Raw genomic sequence first — 14,415 nt, forward strand, 5'->3', positions numbered from 1 at the left:
GGGTGACAAAGGTGGCGGATCGCCAGCTTCCCGGCACCACAAGTCCATGATCGACGCGGGAATGGGGCGACGGCGCGCGGCGGTGTGAAAGGTGGTGGGGCGGGACTTCGCACAGGGTCGGCTCGGCGGTAGCGTTGCGCCACACTGACGGCCCGCGGGGCAGTCGACCGCCGACCCTGGCACCCCGATCATACGGAGGATGGTGCATGTCCATCGGCGCTGAGCCGCACGCAGTACGCGACGATGCGGCCTCGCGGCCGAGCTTCGAGCTCGCCCTGCGCGGCTACGACAAACGCCAGGTGGACCGGCACCTGGAGCAGCTCGACGGGCAGATCGCGATGCTGAGCCGGGAGCATGGACAGTCCGCCGTACGGGTCCGTGAGCTGACCGCCGAGGTGCAGCGGCTGCGTGCCGAACTGGCCGAACTACAGGAGCAACCGGTGCAGGTGGACCGCGCCTCATTCCACGATCTGGGCCCGATGGTCGGCGAGATCATGGCGCTTGCCGAGAAGCAGGCCGGGATGATCACCGAGTCGGCCACCGACCGGGCGAACGAGCTGCGCAGCGAGTCGGAGCGAATCCTCGCCGACACCCGAGAACGGGCCGCGCAGGCACGCCAGGACCTGGCGGAGGAGGTGGCGGCCCGGCGAGCCGAGCAGGAGCAGGCGTACGAGGAGCGGCGCACCCTGGCCGAGGCCGAGCTGACCGCGATCCGCGAGCACGCGGAGCAGCTGCGCGCCGATGGTGAGGCCACGCACGAGCGCGCCCAGCACGAGGCGAAGCGGATCACCGAACAGAGCGCCCAGCAGCTCAACCAGACCCGGGTCGCCGCCGACGCGCTGATGAAGTCGGCCCGCACCCAGATCCAGCAGGAGCTCCAGTCGGCGCGCGCCAAGAACCAGCAGGAGATGGCCCAGTGGCAGGCCGCCGTGGAGCGGGAGGTCAACGAGCGACGGACCGCCGCCGAGCAGGAGATCGCCGAGCAGCAGGCCGCCGCTGAGCAGGAGCTCGCCGAGCAGAGCAGCGCGACCGAGCAGCAGATCGCCGCCCTGCTGGCCGAGGCGCAACAGCACGTGACCGAGCTGCGCAACCGCGCCGACGAGCAGGCCGCCAGCCACCAGGAGCAGCTCACCGCCCTGCAGCAGGAGATCGAGGAGCGCCAGGAGGAGGCCACCCAACTGCACGCCGAGCTGGACACCGCCCGCGAGCAGCTCGCCGAGGTCCGTCAGGAGGGCGAGACGCTGGAAAACGAGCTGTCGCGGATGCAGCAGCGACTGAGCGAGGTCCGGCGGGATCTCACCGCCGAGAGCGCCCGGCTGGACGAGGCCCGACGGGCCGGGGACTCCGCCGAGCGGCACGCCAAGGAGGTCCGTGCCCGGGTGCAACGGGAAGCGAAGCGGGTGGCCGACCTCGCCTCCGCCGCGGTCATGGCCGCGGCCGCCGGCGGTCCGGAGACCGCCGAATACCCGATGGTGGCTTCCCGTTCCAGCGCCGACCGACCCACCTTCGACCGACCCACCCTTGACCGGCACAGCCTTGACCGGCTCGGAGCCGAGCGACCCGGCGACCGAAGCGACGCTGAGCGACCCTCCATCGATCAGCCCGTGGTCGACCAGGCCAGCAGCGACGATCCCGTGATCGACCACGCCGGCAGCGGCCAGCTCGGTGATGAGCACCGTGGCGGACCGGCCACCGGGGACGTACCGGCGAACGTGTCTGCCGATCGGACGGCCGTCCCGGACGGGCCCACCGACGATGCCGAGCCGGTCGCCGAGCGGATCTTCACCCGACCTGACGCCCCAACGCCCGTGCCGTTCCTGGCCTTCGGGCAGCCGGTCAGCGAAAACGGCACCTCCCGGCACTGACCTCAGCAGCGGTCGACCCGGGCCCGGAGCGAATCCGCACGGGCCCGGGACGACGGTCCGGTCGTAACTGGCGGGCTCGCGGATCCGGGTCGACGGTCCCATCTGAGCTGGCAGGCTGGGTTTGGCCCCGCGCATCAGCGGCGGCCTGCCGGCCCGGGCCGGCGGCCGAGAGGAGCGCCGGGTGACCGACCGACCGGAGGAGTTCGACCTGCTCGTCGTGGGCGGCGGCAAGGCCGGAAAGACGTTGAGCATGGACGTCGCCCGGTCCGGGCAGCGGGTCGCCATGGTCGAACGCGGCATGATCGGCGGCAGCTGCATCAACGTCGCGTGCATCCCGACGAAGGCGCTGGTGACCAGCGCGCGGACGGCACGTCACCTGCGTGACGCATCCGCGCTCGGCCTGGTGGTCGAGGGCGGCCGGGTCGACGTGGACCTGTTGCGCGCCCACAAGCAGGACGTCGTCGAGGGGATGGTGGCCGCCAACCGGCAGCAGTTCCTCGACTCCGGTCTGCACCTGGTGATCGGTCAGGCCCGGTTCGTCGGCCCTCGGACCGTGCGGGTGTCGCTCGCCGACGGCGGCGAGCGGCTGCTGCGCGGCGCTGACGTGGTGATCAACACGGGTACGCGCCCGCATCTGCCGTCGGTGCCCGGAATGGCCGAGGCCGGGGTGCTGACCAGCGACACGCTGCTGCGCCTGGACCGACTGCCGACCCGGCTGGTGGTGCTCGGGGGCGGCACCGTCGGGGTGGAGTTCGCGCAGATGTTCGCGTCGTTCGGCAGCACGGTGACGCTGGTTGAGGGCGGCCCTCGGCTGCTCACCCGCGAGGATCCCGATGTGAGCGACGCGGTGACGCGCGTCTTCATGGACGACGGCATCGACGTGCGCGTCGGCGTCACGGTCGCCCGCGTCGACCGCAACGCCGACGACACGGTCCGGGTGACGCTGGACGACGGCAGCCTGGTGACCGGGGATGACGTGCTGGTGGCGGTCGGCCGGGAACCGGTCACCGACGGGCTGGGCCTGGACGCGGCCGGCGTCCGGCTCGACGACCGGGGCTTCGTGGTGGTCGACGAGCAGCTGCATACCAGCGCCGAGCGGACCTGGGCGGCCGGGGACGTCGCCGGCAGCCCACAGTTCACCCACGTCTCGCTGGACGACTACCGGATCATCCGGGCGAATCTCGCGGGTGGGCAGCGCAGCACCGCCGACCGGCTGATCCCGTACACCGTCTTCACCACCCCGGAGCTGGCCCGGGTGGGGCTCACCGAGACCGAGGCGCGCCGCGCCGGGTACGACGTCCAGGTCGCCCACCTGCCGGTCGCCGCGATCCCCCGGGCGCGCACCCTGCGTCAGACCGAGGGCATGTGGAAGGCGGTCATCGACACCGGCACCGACCGGATCCTCGGCGCGGCGCTGCTCGGAGCCGAAGCCGGTGAGGTGATCACCTCGGTGCAACTGGCCATGCTCGCCGCAATGCCGTGGACCGCCCTACGGGACGCGGTCATCACCCACCCGACCATGGCCGAGGGCCTCAACCTGCTCTTCGCCTCGATCCAGTCCCGCCCGGTCCGCTGACGGTCACGCGGCCGGCTGGCGCGAAGGCGACGATCTCGTCGCGTACCCGTTGTTGGAAGGCCCTGGCCTGGACCCCGGTGGGCGGTGGACCACCGTCCCGCGCGGCGACCGCGCGATGGATCACCTCGGCCCGGTCACCGGCGTCGATCAGCCGCTGACCGGCCGCCACCTTCGCAAGCCAGACGCCGTCGCGGTGACGCACCAGCGATCGGCAGGCGCCGAGCACCGCGTCCTCCGTACCGGGTGCGGGCTGGTCGTCCGGCGGTGTCGGCAGGGCCAGCCACCAGGACAGCGCCTCGATCAGCAGGTGACGCAGGTCAGCCGGGGTGAGGTCGGCAAAGGCCTCCCCCGCGGGCGGCCCGAGCAACGGCAGCCCACTCTGGTGCAGGATGCTGCGATCCAGCCCGTACCAGAACCGGCCGTCGGCGGCCGGCCGGTCGGCGGGGTCGAGGGTGTAGCGGAACGGCATGCCGGACCCGGTGTTCAGCTCGACCTCGAAACCAGGCTCCGGGGTGCCGGAGGCGGCCACCGGCCGTCGGTAGACGACCAACTCCAGCCCGCGCGCCGGGCAGGGCAGCGCCTCGTGCCGCAGCCGTGCCACCAGCGCCCGTTTGGCGGCCTCGGTGAGCGGCCCGGCGCTGACCAGCGCCACGTCCACGTCGCTGCGGCCGGCCTGGTACGCGCCGAGCCCCACCGATCCGGCCGCGTACGCGCCGACCAGATCGGCCCCGAGCACGCCCCGGGCGGCGGTGACCAGGTCATCGAGGTAGCGCTGGAGATCGGAGTCCACGAGCCATCTTGACGCAAGAGTCGGAACCGGGCTGAACTACCCCGCGTAGAGCAACAGCAGACCGGCGACGGTGTACGCGACCATCAGCCCCAGTAGCGGGAGTTGGCCGGCCACCGCCCGGGCCCGGGGGAACAGGTACAGGGCGCGGTCGTGGGCGAGCAGCGTGCCGAGCAGGTGCCCGAGGATGATGACGGTGATCTGGAGGGTGGCCACCCCGGAGGGCGTGACCAGCCCGGTGTACGGCTCCCAGCCGGCGGTGCCGAGCCAGTTGGCACCGGTGCCCAGGGGGTCGGAGAGCAGCGCCACGGTGCGCTGACCTTCCAGGATCAGCAGCGAGTAGTAGTGCGCCACCACGTAGCCCACCGCGATCGGCACGATCGAGTGGGCGATCTCGCCCGGCACCCCTCGGGCGTCGGTCGGGTCGGCGCGGCCGATGCGGGCCGCGGCTCGGGTGGCGGCGAGGTACGCCACCGCGACGGCGGCGACGACCAGGATCAGCCCGACGCTGCCGGTGACCGCCGGGTGCAGGCCGTTCTCCTGACTGAAGCGCAGCCAGGCCGGCGCGTTGGAGAGGCTGTCGTACATGGTCGAGCCGAGCAGCACGGTCACCACGGCGACCAGCCCGGGGCGGGGCCCCAGCCCGGCGATCCCGTCGAGCGGGTTGCGCCACACGAGCACGCCGTCCGTGGCCCGGCCGATCGGGGCGAGCTGACCGATCAGGGCGCTGTACACCTCGAACGGGTCGGCGCGGTCGAACCAGCCGGCGCCGAACATCGCCGCCCCCGCCAGCATGACCACCGCGTACGCGGCGAGCCAGGCGGTGATGACCGGCAGGGTGGCCCGGTCGGGTGCGACCAGTTCCAGCCAGACGAAGCCGAACAGGGTGACGGCTGCCGGCCACAAGCCCATGCCGGCCGGCAGCTCACGGATCCCACGGTTCGGGTCGCGGCGCGCTGCCAGCGCGGCGAGCAGGTGCACGGTACGCAGCGGGTTGACCGCCCGCCAGACCGGCCCGAGCAGCAGCGACAGCGGCGCCAGCCCGACCCAGAGCAGCACGTAGAGCGCGCCGGCCGTCGGGTTGTCCGCGGTGTCGGGCCCGCCCAGCAGACCCAGGCAGAACCAGGCGGCGGCGAGCAGGCCGAGCCCGCGCAGTGCCCACCGGAACGTGGGCGCGTCGACGAGCCGGGCGAGCCATTGCGGCACCGGGCGGCCGCCGGTGGCGTCCCGGTCGAGTCGGGGTTCGCGCCAGAGCAGGCCCAGCGCGAGGAACGTGACGACGAGGGTCAGTGCGGCGGCGATGACGAGCTGCGGCAGCGTGATCGGCAGGTCCTGGCGGCCACCGACGCCGTGTGCCAGCAGCGTGGGAGCGGCCGTCATCTCGCTCAGCGGACGACGAGCTGGAACAGCACCAGCTGGGTCTCGTGCGTCTCCACCTCGAACAACCCGGTCTTGTCGGCCCGGAACTCCACCGAGGCGGGCGTGCCGGCCGGCAGTCGGGCGCCCAGGTCGTAGCCGTGCACGTGCAGCTCGTCCGGCACATCCGAGGTGACCGTGATCCGGACGAGCTCGCCCTTACCCACAGTCACCCGCCCGGTCGGTGGGTCGACCCGCCGCTTCGCGATCGTCACGGTGATCTCCCGGTCCGCGGCCGGAGCGCTGGCAGTGGCGCTGGGTGTGGGGCTGACCGTGGCGACGCTCGGCGGCGCGGCGGACGTCGGTGGGGTCGAGGGGGTGGCCACGGAGGGGTCGTCGCCCTGCCCGCAACCCGTGAGGAGCAGCGCGGTGAGGACGCTGGCGGCGAGGGCGGCGGAGGTGCGGAAGGCGGGGGTACGGACGAACACGGGCGGACTCCGAACGACGCGAGGGGGACGGGGTGTCGAGTTGATCGTCGGGGTGAGAACTCTACGTCTTGTTCGGCAGCGGGGAAATGACCATGATGAACGAATGCGATCGAGACTGGCCACTGCGCGTCACGTCCTGAGCCGCACCATGGCGGCGCTGGCGGCGACGCTTGTGGTGTCGCTGTTGCTGCCCGCCGCTCCGGCTTCCGCGCACGGCCAGTTGGCGACCTCCACCCCGCTGACCGGCACCGTTGTGCGCGAGCCACTGACGCAGGTGGCGTTGTACTTCACCGAGAAGCCGGCCTCCAACGCCCACTTCACCATCACCGGGCCGAACGGGTCGCGAGTGGACAGCGGCTGGTCGAACGGCGAGCCGAAGCGGCTGGACAAGCCGGTCCAGGAATATTTCATGGTCAACGGCGTGTTCGAGCCGCGGCTCTACCACACGGGCTTCCCGGCCATGGTGACCGTCGCGCACTGGCCGGCGAAGGGCCGCTACACGGCCAACTACCTCTCCGTCGCCTCCGACGGTGAGGCGGTACGAGGCACCGTCACCTTCGACTACCAGGGTGCGAGCACGGCGGCGCCGGCCGGCTGGACGGCGCCCACGGCCGGGCCGGAGCCGGCACTGCTCGCCCTGATGGAGGGCTCGCCGTCGGCGAACCCGGGTGCGGCCGGCAGCCCGGCGGCCGTTACCGGTGCCCCGGCGAACGATCCGGCCGGCGCCACCGAGAAGCAGCAGGACGGTGGGTTCCCGGCCTGGCTGGTGCCGGCCCTGATCGTCGCCGTGGTCGCCGCCATCGTGCTGGTGGCGGCCCGCCGTCGACCCGCCGCGCGCTCGGCCTCGACTCCGAGCCGCCGGCCTGCCGGCTCAACACGCAAGGCCGGCGCTCCGGCCCGCAAGGCAGGCAATCGGGCCGGCGGTCCGGCCCGACGCGGGCGGCGCTAGGCCGCCGTACCGGGCATTCTCGGCGTACCGCCATGAACTTTCGCGCGAACATTGAGAACTTTTGATGTATCGACGCGAAGCCATGGACTCTTCCATCGAAACGCCTTAATGTCTCGACCCATCAACCCGGTGTTTCCGCATCGTCACTCGTCGGCGTCGAGGACGTTTCGGAGCCGGGCCGGCGGCCACCCCCACCACTGATCCACAGGCCGTCGGACACTCCGCTCTCTCCTGGAGGAACGATGGGCACACGCCTGCTACGCCGACTCCGCAGTCCTGTCCTGGGTGCGCTGGCACTCGTCCTCGCCGCCGGCTTCTGGGCCGCCCCGGCCACCGCCGCCCCCGAGCAGGAACCGGGTGTCACGCTGCGCGTCTTCGACGTGCAGGTGCCGCTCTCCGAGATCTGCACCCTCAAGCCCGCGCAGACCCCGAACGTGGACAGGCTGATGTCCACGATCAACTGGACGTCGCCCGCCGACTTCGGCTTCGACAACAACTTCGTCTCGCAGGTGCTCGGCAACATCACCACCACCCAGGCCGGCAGCTACACGTTCCGGCTCAGCAGCGACGACGGATCCAAACTGTCGATCGGCAACACCGTGGTGATCAACCACGACGGCCTGCACGGCGCGACCCCGCCCAAGGAGGGCACCGTCACCCTCGCCGCCGGGCTGCACCCCCTGCGCATCGACCACTTCGAGCGCGACGGCGGGCAGCAGATCACCCTGGAATGGAAGACCCCGGGGTCATCGTCCTTCGTGGTCGTGCCGAACTCGGCGCTGAGCACCGACGCCGGCGTGGTCCGGGTGACCGCACCGGGCCGCAAGGAGTGCCTGGGCATCACCGACACCCCCGGTGACGGCCTGCCGCTGACCGCTGTGCACCCCGGCTACACGCTGACCAACCTGCGGCCCTCCGGCTTCCAGCCCAAGGTCACCGGCATGGACTGGCTGACCGACGGCCGGTTGGTCATCTCCACCTGGGGTGGCAGCGATCAGTCCGGCACCTCGCAGGACGGCGAGGTCTGGATCATGAGCAACACCGGCGGCACGACCGGGCCGGGCAACGTGACCACCAAGAAGATCGCCGGCGGTCTCAAGGAGCCGATGGGGCTCAAGGTCGTCGACGGGGTCGTCTACGTCTCGGAGAAGCAGCGGCTGACCCGGCTGGTGGACACGACCGGCGACGAGGTGGCCGACCAGCTCCAGACGGTCGCCACCTGGCCGTACGGCGGCAACTTCCACGAGTTCGCGTTCGGCCTGCTCTACCAGGGAGGTTTCTTCTACCTGAACCTGTCGGTGTCGATCAACTCCGGCGGCGCGACCACCAACCCGCAGCCCGCCGCCAACCGGGGCAGCACCCTGAAGGTCAACAAGGACACCGGCGCGGTCAGCTACGTCGCCGGCGGTTTGCGCACCCCGCACGGCATCGGATGGGGCCCGGAGGGTGGCATCTTCGTCACCGACAACCAGGGCGGCTGGCTGCCCTCGTCGAAGCTGGTGCACATCAAGCAGGGCCGGTTCTTCAACCACTTCACGAACCCGGCCGGCCCGTTCGACGCCAACCCGGTCACCCCGCCGGTGCTCTGGATGCCACAGAACGAGATCGCCAACTCGCCCAGCACGCCGCTGTACCTGACCAGCGGTCGATACGCCGGCCAGTTCGTCATCGGCGACGTGACGTACGGCGGCCTCCAACGGGCCTCGGTGGAGAAGGTCAACGGCGAGTACCAGGGCGCCCTGTTCCGGCTCACCCAGGGCCTGGAGGCGGGCGTCTCCGAGGTCAACCTCGGCCCGGACGGCGCGATCTACGTCGGCGGGCTCGGCGCGGGCGGCAACTGGGGCCAGACCGGCAAGCTGTCGTACGGCCTGCAGAAGCTCACCCCGAACAGCACCACGGCGTTCGAGATGCTCGCCATGCGGGCCACCACGGCCGGCTTCGAGGTGGAGTACACCCAGCCCGTCTCGACGGAAACCGCCGCCGACCTGGCCGCGCACTACAAGGTCAAGCAGTGGCGGTACCAGGCGACGGCCAGCTACGGCGGCCCGAAGATCGACGAGGAGACGCTGACGGTCACCTCGGCCACCCTCTCGGCGGACGGGAAGAAGGTCACCCTCGCGGTGGCCGGTCGTAAGGCCGGGCGGGTCGTCCACCTGCGCTCGCCTCGCCCGTTCACCTCCACCAGCGGCCAGTCACTGTGGAGCACCGAGGCGTGGTACACGCTCAACTCGATCCCGGGCAGTCCGCCGCCGCCGGCTGGCGGGACCATCACCGGGGCGGGCGGCAAGTGCCTGGACGTCGACAACGCCGGCACCGCGGACGGCACGAAGATCCAGCTCTGGAACTGCAACGGCACCGGAGCGCAACTGTGGACCCGGGTCGGCGAGACGTACCGGGTGCTGGGCAAGTGCCTGGATGTGGACAACGGCGGCACCGCCAACGGCACGAAGGTTCAGCTCTGGACCTGCAACGGCACCGGCGCGCAGGTCTGGCAGCCGCAAGCCGACGGGTCGATCCGCAATCCGCAGTCCGGCAAGGTCCTGGAGGCCGCCGGCGGTAGCACCACGGACGGCACACAGATCCAGCTCGGCACGTACGCGGGCGGCGCCCATCAGAAGTGGGTGGTCAGTAGTGGGGTAACCGGCTGACGGTGGACGAGGGGCGTGGTCGGACCGCTGGTCAGGCCGCGCCCCGTCGCTCAGCGGAAGAGCAGCGGTCGATTCGCCCGGGCGCCGACCAGCTGACCCCAGATGTTGATGTCCTCGATCGTGTCCGTCACCAGCACACCCCGGGTGGTCAGGTCGGTCATCACCCCGTTGCGCCAGAGAAACGGGTGCCACTGAGAGGTGGTGGTGCTGAGGCCCACCACCACGCCCCGGTCGTTGATGGCGATGGCTCGGCTCCAGCTCCCGCCGAGGGTGCCCAGGTCGGTCAGCGTCCCGTTCTGCCAGCGGAACGCCCGCCCGTCGGCCGAGCCCACCACCTGGCCCCGGTTGTTGACCCCGATGGCCTCGCTGCCGATCTGGGTGAACACTCCGTCGCGCAAGCGACCGCCGACGCAGGTGCACGGGTAGTCCTGCGGTGGCACGTTGAACCCGCCCACGACGTCGCCTGAGTTGTTGAAGTCGCTGGTGAACTCGTAGAAGTACTCCCGGCCCAGGTCGGTAAAGACGCCGTTGCGCCACAGGAAGCGGTGCGGCATGTCGCCACCCGGTTCGCTGGTGCCGAGCACCTGCCGCCGGTCGTTGACGCCGATCGCCACGCTGTTCTCCCCGCCCAGGGTGCCCAGGTCGAGAAGGTGGCCGTCGCGCCAGAGCACCGCCCGGGTCAGGTAATCCGTGCCGAAGGAGGTGATTGCCACGTCGCCGAACTCGTTGATGTCCACGGCGGTGGAATCCGTGTCGCCCGGCAGCACGCCGAGGTCGGTGATGACGCCGTGGCGCCAGAGCACGGCGTGCCGGGCGCCGCTGGCGACGGTGCTCCACCCGACGATGTCGCCGCGGTCGTTCATCGCCGTCGCGCCGCCGTCGCCCCCGCTCAGGGTGCCCAGGTCGATGACCCGGTAGGTGCGCGGGGACGCGGCGGCGGGAGCGGAGGCAAGGGTGGTCAGCGCGACGACGGTCGCCGCCGCAGCGGTCAGCAGGGTGCGCGGGGACACCATGGGCATCAAGGGGGCGCTCCTCGGCTCGGAGCGGCGGAGGCCCGGCGAGTAGGCGCGACCAGGCACCACCACTGCGCGTTCGATCGGTAACGCACAGTAGACGTGGTGCCGCGACGGCGCGCCAGGGACCGAACGGTCATCGATGCCTGGGCGTCCGACGGTGGAGTTGTCGGTCAGGGACCGTGCGGCAGCGGCTGGGCCAACGCCCGCAGATCCGCCGGGAGTTGGGCCAGCGCGTCCTCGAACTCCCGATGCCCGACCACCCGGTGCATCGTCTGAAGGACGGCCCGGATGCCCCGCTCGGCGGTCGTCCGGTCGATCCCGGCGCGGTCGGCCACCCGACGCAGGAACTCGTCGTAGCCGAACGCTTCCGGCGGCTCCGCGGCCTTGACCAGCAGGGGGCTCAGCTCGGCGGCCAGGTGGGGGGCCAACGCGCCCGCCTCACCGCCGCTGAGCCGCTCGGTGAGAGTCCGCAGAACGGCCTCGGTCAGTGGGCGCGCCTGCTCCGGCGGGACGCCCGCCCGCGCCGCAACCTTGTCGACGAACGTCAGCTCGGCCATGCCCCCGCCCTTCGTTCCGGAAACGCGTGGCTACCCGTGCCCACCGGCAGCAAACCCGGCAGCCGGAGTGCGATGGTTCTGTTGGTTGCTCCGCGCCACGCTGTCCCCTTCTCGTACGGTGAGGTCGGACCGGGAACCCGGCCGCTGCCCCACGGCGGCCCGTGCCGCAGGAGGAACAGATGGCGGTCGACCTGCCCGACGTGATCGATCGGTACTTCCGGGCCATCAACGACCGGAACCTGGATGCCTTCGTCGCCTGCTTCTCGGACACCGCGAGCGTTGCCGACGAGGACCGGCTGTACGACGGACGGGCCTCGATCCGCGCCTGGCGGCAGAAGACGATGGATGCCTACGCGTACACCTCCGAGCCGGTACGTGTCACGCCCCAGGCGGGCGACTCGTACCTGGTCCTCACCCGGGTGTCCGGCGACTTTCCCGGCAGCCCGGTCGAGCTGCGGTACCGGTTCACGCTGCGCGACGACCTGATCGGTGCCCTGGACATCCGTCCGTAGGGCCGGGCTGATCGACCCCCGAACGGACGAGACAGCCAAGGGGCCGGCGGGTGAGATGATGTCGCGATACCCACTGTCGCTACGAGAAGGGTTGTTGCTGCCCGATGGCGCACTTGGAGGCTCGCACGTCCGCGGCACCCGGCCGGATCGTGGTGACGATGACCGGCGACCCGCAACCGGCGGGCTGATGCCAGCCGAGCGACGGGAGACCGTTGCCGGGCAGCGCGTCTCCCCCCGCCTCCCGGACACCATGGCCTACGAGGTGGCGACCGATGTGCGAATGCTCCGCACGTTCGTCAGCGCCGGGGCGCTGGCCCGGGGCTTGCCGCCCGAACGGGTGGAGCTGCTGACGCTGGCAGTCAGCGAGCTGGCCACCAACACGTTGCAGCACACCACCGACGGCGGCCGGGTCCGACTCTGGGCCGAGTCGGGCCAGCTGTTCTGCGACGTCGTCGACCATGGGCCGACGCGGGTGTTCGGGCGGGGCATGCCGACCGCCGACGCGGTGCGGGGTCGAGGGCTGGCGATCGTGGAGCAGGTCTGCGACGAGGTCGCCGTGCTCACCGGCCCCGAGGGGACCGTCGTACGGATCCGCCTGAGTCTGTGAATTGGGCGGCGATCCACACCCGCTCGGGCCACGTTGGCTGCCACAATGCGGACAGCCCGCGCCGACGGTGACACCGGGTTGGCCCCGATCGGGAGGACGGCACGATGCCGGACAGCGCACGCGAGGCAGAGCTGCTCGATGCCGAGCGCACCCTGCAGGCCGCCCAGCGGGCCGGCGACGTCGCCGCCCTCGACCAGTTGCTCGTCGACCAGCTGATCGCCATCGGCCCGGACGGCCGTGCGTACACCAAGCAGGACGACCTGGCCGCCCACCGGGACCGCCGCTCGGTGGTGGAGGAGTTGGTCGAGGAGGAGCTTGACCTGCTCGTCGTCGGGTCGACCGGGGTGACCTTCTTCCTTGGCCGGGTGGCCGGCGTGTTCGAGGGGGCACCGGTCGCGGCGCGCCTGCGCTACACCCGGACGTGGGTCCACGACGACCTGCACGGCTGGCGGGTCATCGCGGCACACATCAGCCCGGTCTGACCGGCCCACCGGTCGTCCGCGGATCCGCCAGCCGGGCCGCCACCACCAGGTCGTTGAGCTGAGCCGACCCGGCGGGTTGCTCGGGTAGCCGGGTGTCGTGTTGCGCCTGGTCGAGCCGTGACAGCAACTCGGCGAGGTCGCGGTCGAGGATCGCGCCGGCGACGAGGTCGTCCAGCCCGCCGTTTTCGGCGGCCCGCTTCGCCGCGATCAGGTCGGGGAGGTACGCCGGCGTCGATTCGGCGTCGAGCAGGCTCGGCAGGTGCGCCAGCATCCGACCGGTACGCATCAGGTGGACGCCGGTGAGCAGCGCCCGGAAGGCGTACAGCAGTGGTTTGAGTTCGCCAGTTGTGGCGAACAGCCGCCGCTGGGTGGCAGCGAAGCCGCGGTAGTGGTGCGCGTGGTGCCGGGTCAACACCAGCGGCGCCATCTCGACCAACGCCGCGTGCACCGCGGTGGTGTGCACCACCAGCGGTGACAGCAGCTGTTCGAGCACGTAGCCGTTCCGACGCAGCAGCATCAGCCGCACGAACTTGCGCAGGTCGTGCGTGACCAGGTCCAGCTCCACGCCGTCGCGGTCGGTCATGACCGTGTGGGTCTCGGCCGGCTGTGCCAGCCCGATCACGTCCTCCAACGGGAGAAGATGCGTGCCGCGCAGGTCGACGTCCGAGTCGGTGGACGGGAAACCGTACAGGTGGGCGCCGGAGACGGTGGCGAACACCAGCGGGTACGGCTGCTCGGTGACGATGCCCGTCAGGTCGACGCCGGCAGGCAGGCCGGCGACCTCCCAGGCCGTCATGCCGAACACCGCACGGAGCGGTCCCGGACCGAGATCAACCACTGCTCGACCCTCGCCTCGTCGGGCCGGTCGGGCAACGGGCTGGTGGCGAGGTCCGCCGTCATCCGGCTCACCAGCCGGTCCCGCCAGGCGACAACCTCGTCCCAGGGCACCTCACCGGCCTTGACAGCCAGCAGACGGTCCCGATCGGCGCCCACGTCCAGCACCAGACGACCGGTGCGGACCAGGTCACCCCCGGCGGTCAGCAGCCGGACCAGGTGCATCACGTGCCGCCACACCGGAACGCCGGCGCGGGCGATCCCACGCTCGGCCTTGCCGAACTGGGCGGTGGCGTACCGCAGGTAGGTGTCAGCCACTCGCCGGGACAGGAAAGCCGGCGTGAGCGCCCGGAGTTCCGCGCCCAGCGGGGTGCATGTCTCGACCAGCGGCGAGTGCAGCACCTCCAGAACTGTGGGGTTCGCCGCCAACCCCAGCACGCAGACCCGCTCCACCTCCCACCGCACCTGCTCCGGGAGTGGCCCGTCGTGATGCCACGCGGGTTTCCGCAGCCCCCAGAACGCCGAGGCCGGCAGGGCGTACACCCCGCGTCGATCGGTGTCCGAGGCCGCACCGGACAGCCCGAACGCGCGGGAGCCCACGACCACCTGCAGGATCGTCCGGTCGTCGACCAGCTGATCCGTCAGCGCATGCTCCATTGCCGCCTCCCCCGAGCACTGCGTTGCCCGCCCCAACCGGGGCGTGTCCGGTGCACACCATGTCGGTTCCGGGCGCCACCG

Annotated in this window: 14 protein-coding genes; 7 read left to right on the forward strand and 7 right to left on the reverse strand. The window is 71.5% G+C overall.

The window, feature by feature from the left end:
• The first annotated feature begins 206 nt into the window (after positions 1-206).
• Both ABZS37_RS16135 and ABZS37_RS16140 read left to right on the forward strand, forming a co-directional pair.
• Positions 207-1,865 carry a hypothetical protein gene (locus ABZS37_RS16135; protein ID WP_355169589.1) on the forward strand — a complete coding sequence of 553 codons (1,659 nt, stop codon included), beginning with the start codon at positions 207-209 and terminating at the stop codon, positions 1,863-1,865.
• A gap of 181 nt (positions 1,866-2,046) precedes the next feature.
• Positions 2,047-3,441 (forward strand): FAD-dependent oxidoreductase, encoded by a 1,395-nt coding sequence (locus ABZS37_RS16140; RefSeq protein WP_355169591.1) that lies wholly within the window; start codon positions 2,047-2,049, stop codon positions 3,439-3,441.
• Here the strand turns inward: ABZS37_RS16140 and ABZS37_RS16145 are convergent.
• From ABZS37_RS16145 to ABZS37_RS16155, 3 genes are read right to left on the reverse strand one after another with little or no spacing between them, the layout of a single operon-like run.
• Positions 3,398-4,231 (reverse strand): nucleotidyltransferase domain-containing protein, encoded by an 834-nt coding sequence (locus ABZS37_RS16145; RefSeq protein ID WP_355169593.1) that lies wholly within the window; start codon positions 4,229-4,231, stop codon positions 3,398-3,400. The two genes, ABZS37_RS16140 and ABZS37_RS16145, sit on opposite strands and share 44 nt — an antisense overlap.
• Before the next feature lie 36 nt (positions 4,232-4,267).
• Entirely contained in the window at positions 4,268-5,608 is a 1,341-nt protein-coding gene (locus tag ABZS37_RS16150; protein ID WP_355169595.1) for a hypothetical protein, read from the reverse strand.
• A 5-nt stretch (positions 5,609-5,613) separates the two neighbouring features.
• Complete coding sequence (locus tag ABZS37_RS16155; RefSeq protein WP_355169597.1) at positions 5,614-6,072, reverse strand: hypothetical protein; 459 nt, start codon at positions 6,070-6,072, stop codon at positions 5,614-5,616.
• 103 nt (positions 6,073-6,175) lie between these two features.
• Between ABZS37_RS16155 and ABZS37_RS16160 the strand changes: the two genes are divergently transcribed.
• Together ABZS37_RS16160 and ABZS37_RS16165 are read left to right on the forward strand one after the other, a co-directional pair.
• A complete protein-coding gene (locus ABZS37_RS16160) occupies positions 6,176-7,021 on the forward strand; it encodes a copper resistance protein CopC (protein ID WP_355169599.1) in 846 nt (281 codons plus the stop codon).
• A gap of 242 nt (positions 7,022-7,263) precedes the next feature.
• Positions 7,264-9,669, forward strand: a complete 2,406-nt coding sequence (locus ABZS37_RS16165; RefSeq protein WP_355169601.1) for a ricin-type beta-trefoil lectin domain protein — start codon at positions 7,264-7,266, stop codon at positions 9,667-9,669.
• Positions 9,670-9,719: 50 nt separating this feature from the next.
• Here ABZS37_RS16165 and ABZS37_RS16170 read toward each other — a convergent pair whose 3' ends face one another.
• Together ABZS37_RS16170 and ABZS37_RS16175 are read right to left on the reverse strand one after the other, a co-directional pair.
• Entirely contained in the window at positions 9,720-10,688 is a 969-nt protein-coding gene (locus ABZS37_RS16170) for a hypothetical protein (RefSeq protein WP_355169603.1), read from the reverse strand.
• Between the two features lie 167 nt (positions 10,689-10,855).
• Positions 10,856-11,242: a DUF2267 domain-containing protein gene (locus tag ABZS37_RS16175; protein ID WP_355169605.1), complete on the reverse strand. Its 387-nt coding sequence runs from the start codon at positions 11,240-11,242 to the stop codon at positions 10,856-10,858.
• Between the two features lie 179 nt (positions 11,243-11,421).
• Here ABZS37_RS16175 and ABZS37_RS16180 point away from each other — a divergent pair, with 179 nt between their 5' ends.
• From ABZS37_RS16180 to ABZS37_RS16190, 3 genes are all read left to right on the forward strand, one after another.
• The gene (locus ABZS37_RS16180) at positions 11,422-11,754 is read left to right on the forward strand and encodes a nuclear transport factor 2 family protein (protein WP_355169607.1); all 333 of its coding nucleotides are present in this window, start codon (positions 11,422-11,424) and stop codon (positions 11,752-11,754) included.
• Positions 11,755-11,941: 187 nt separating this feature from the next.
• Complete coding sequence (locus ABZS37_RS16185; RefSeq protein WP_355169609.1) at positions 11,942-12,361, forward strand: ATP-binding protein; 420 nt, start codon at positions 11,942-11,944, stop codon at positions 12,359-12,361.
• Between the two features lie 104 nt (positions 12,362-12,465).
• Positions 12,466-12,843 (forward strand): nuclear transport factor 2 family protein, encoded by a 378-nt coding sequence (locus ABZS37_RS16190; RefSeq protein WP_355169611.1) that lies wholly within the window; start codon positions 12,466-12,468, stop codon positions 12,841-12,843.
• Here ABZS37_RS16190 and ABZS37_RS16195 read toward each other — a convergent pair.
• Together ABZS37_RS16195 and ABZS37_RS16200 are read right to left on the reverse strand one after the other, a co-directional pair.
• A complete protein-coding gene (locus tag ABZS37_RS16195) occupies positions 12,830-13,639 on the reverse strand; it encodes a nucleotidyltransferase domain-containing protein (protein ID WP_355169613.1) in 810 nt (269 codons plus the stop codon). The genes ABZS37_RS16190 and ABZS37_RS16195 overlap by 14 nt on opposite strands.
• Positions 13,636-14,334 (reverse strand): nucleotidyltransferase domain-containing protein, encoded by a 699-nt coding sequence (locus ABZS37_RS16200; RefSeq protein ID WP_355169615.1) that lies wholly within the window; start codon positions 14,332-14,334, stop codon positions 13,636-13,638. The genes ABZS37_RS16195 and ABZS37_RS16200 overlap by 4 nt, the downstream gene beginning before the upstream one ends.
• Between the last annotated feature and the right edge of the window lie 81 nt (positions 14,335-14,415).

The sequence above is a fragment of the Micromonospora sp. NPDC005413 genome, from assembly GCF_040606435.1.
Taxonomy (GTDB): Bacteria; Actinomycetota; Actinomycetes; order Mycobacteriales; family Micromonosporaceae; genus Micromonospora.

What these genes read in the sequence shown, in the direction of transcription:
- ABZS37_RS16135 (WP_355169589.1), top strand. Translation starts at nt 207, where the DNA reads ATGTCCATCGGCGCTGAGCCGCACGCAGTACGCGACGATGCGGCCTCG.
- ABZS37_RS16150 (WP_355169595.1), bottom strand. Translation starts at nt 5,608, where the DNA reads ATGACGGCCGCTCCCACGCTGCTGGCACACGGCGTCGGTGGCCGCCAG.
- ABZS37_RS16160 (WP_355169599.1), top strand. Translation starts at nt 6,176, where the DNA reads ATGCGATCGAGACTGGCCACTGCGCGTCACGTCCTGAGCCGCACCATG.
- ABZS37_RS16165 (WP_355169601.1), top strand. Translation starts at nt 7,264, where the DNA reads ATGGGCACACGCCTGCTACGCCGACTCCGCAGTCCTGTCCTGGGTGCG.
- ABZS37_RS16170 (WP_355169603.1), bottom strand. Translation starts at nt 10,688, where the DNA reads ATGCCCATGGTGTCCCCGCGCACCCTGCTGACCGCTGCGGCGGCGACC.
- ABZS37_RS16175 (WP_355169605.1), bottom strand. Translation starts at nt 11,242, where the DNA reads ATGGCCGAGCTGACGTTCGTCGACAAGGTTGCGGCGCGGGCGGGCGTC.
- ABZS37_RS16180 (WP_355169607.1), top strand. Translation starts at nt 11,422, where the DNA reads ATGGCGGTCGACCTGCCCGACGTGATCGATCGGTACTTCCGGGCCATC.
- ABZS37_RS16185 (WP_355169609.1), top strand. Translation starts at nt 11,942, where the DNA reads ATGCCAGCCGAGCGACGGGAGACCGTTGCCGGGCAGCGCGTCTCCCCC.
- ABZS37_RS16190 (WP_355169611.1), top strand. Translation starts at nt 12,466, where the DNA reads ATGCCGGACAGCGCACGCGAGGCAGAGCTGCTCGATGCCGAGCGCACC.
- ABZS37_RS16195 (WP_355169613.1), bottom strand. Translation starts at nt 13,639, where the DNA reads ATGACGGCCTGGGAGGTCGCCGGCCTGCCTGCCGGCGTCGACCTGACG.
- ABZS37_RS16200 (WP_355169615.1), bottom strand. Translation starts at nt 14,334, where the DNA reads ATGGAGCATGCGCTGACGGATCAGCTGGTCGACGACCGGACGATCCTG.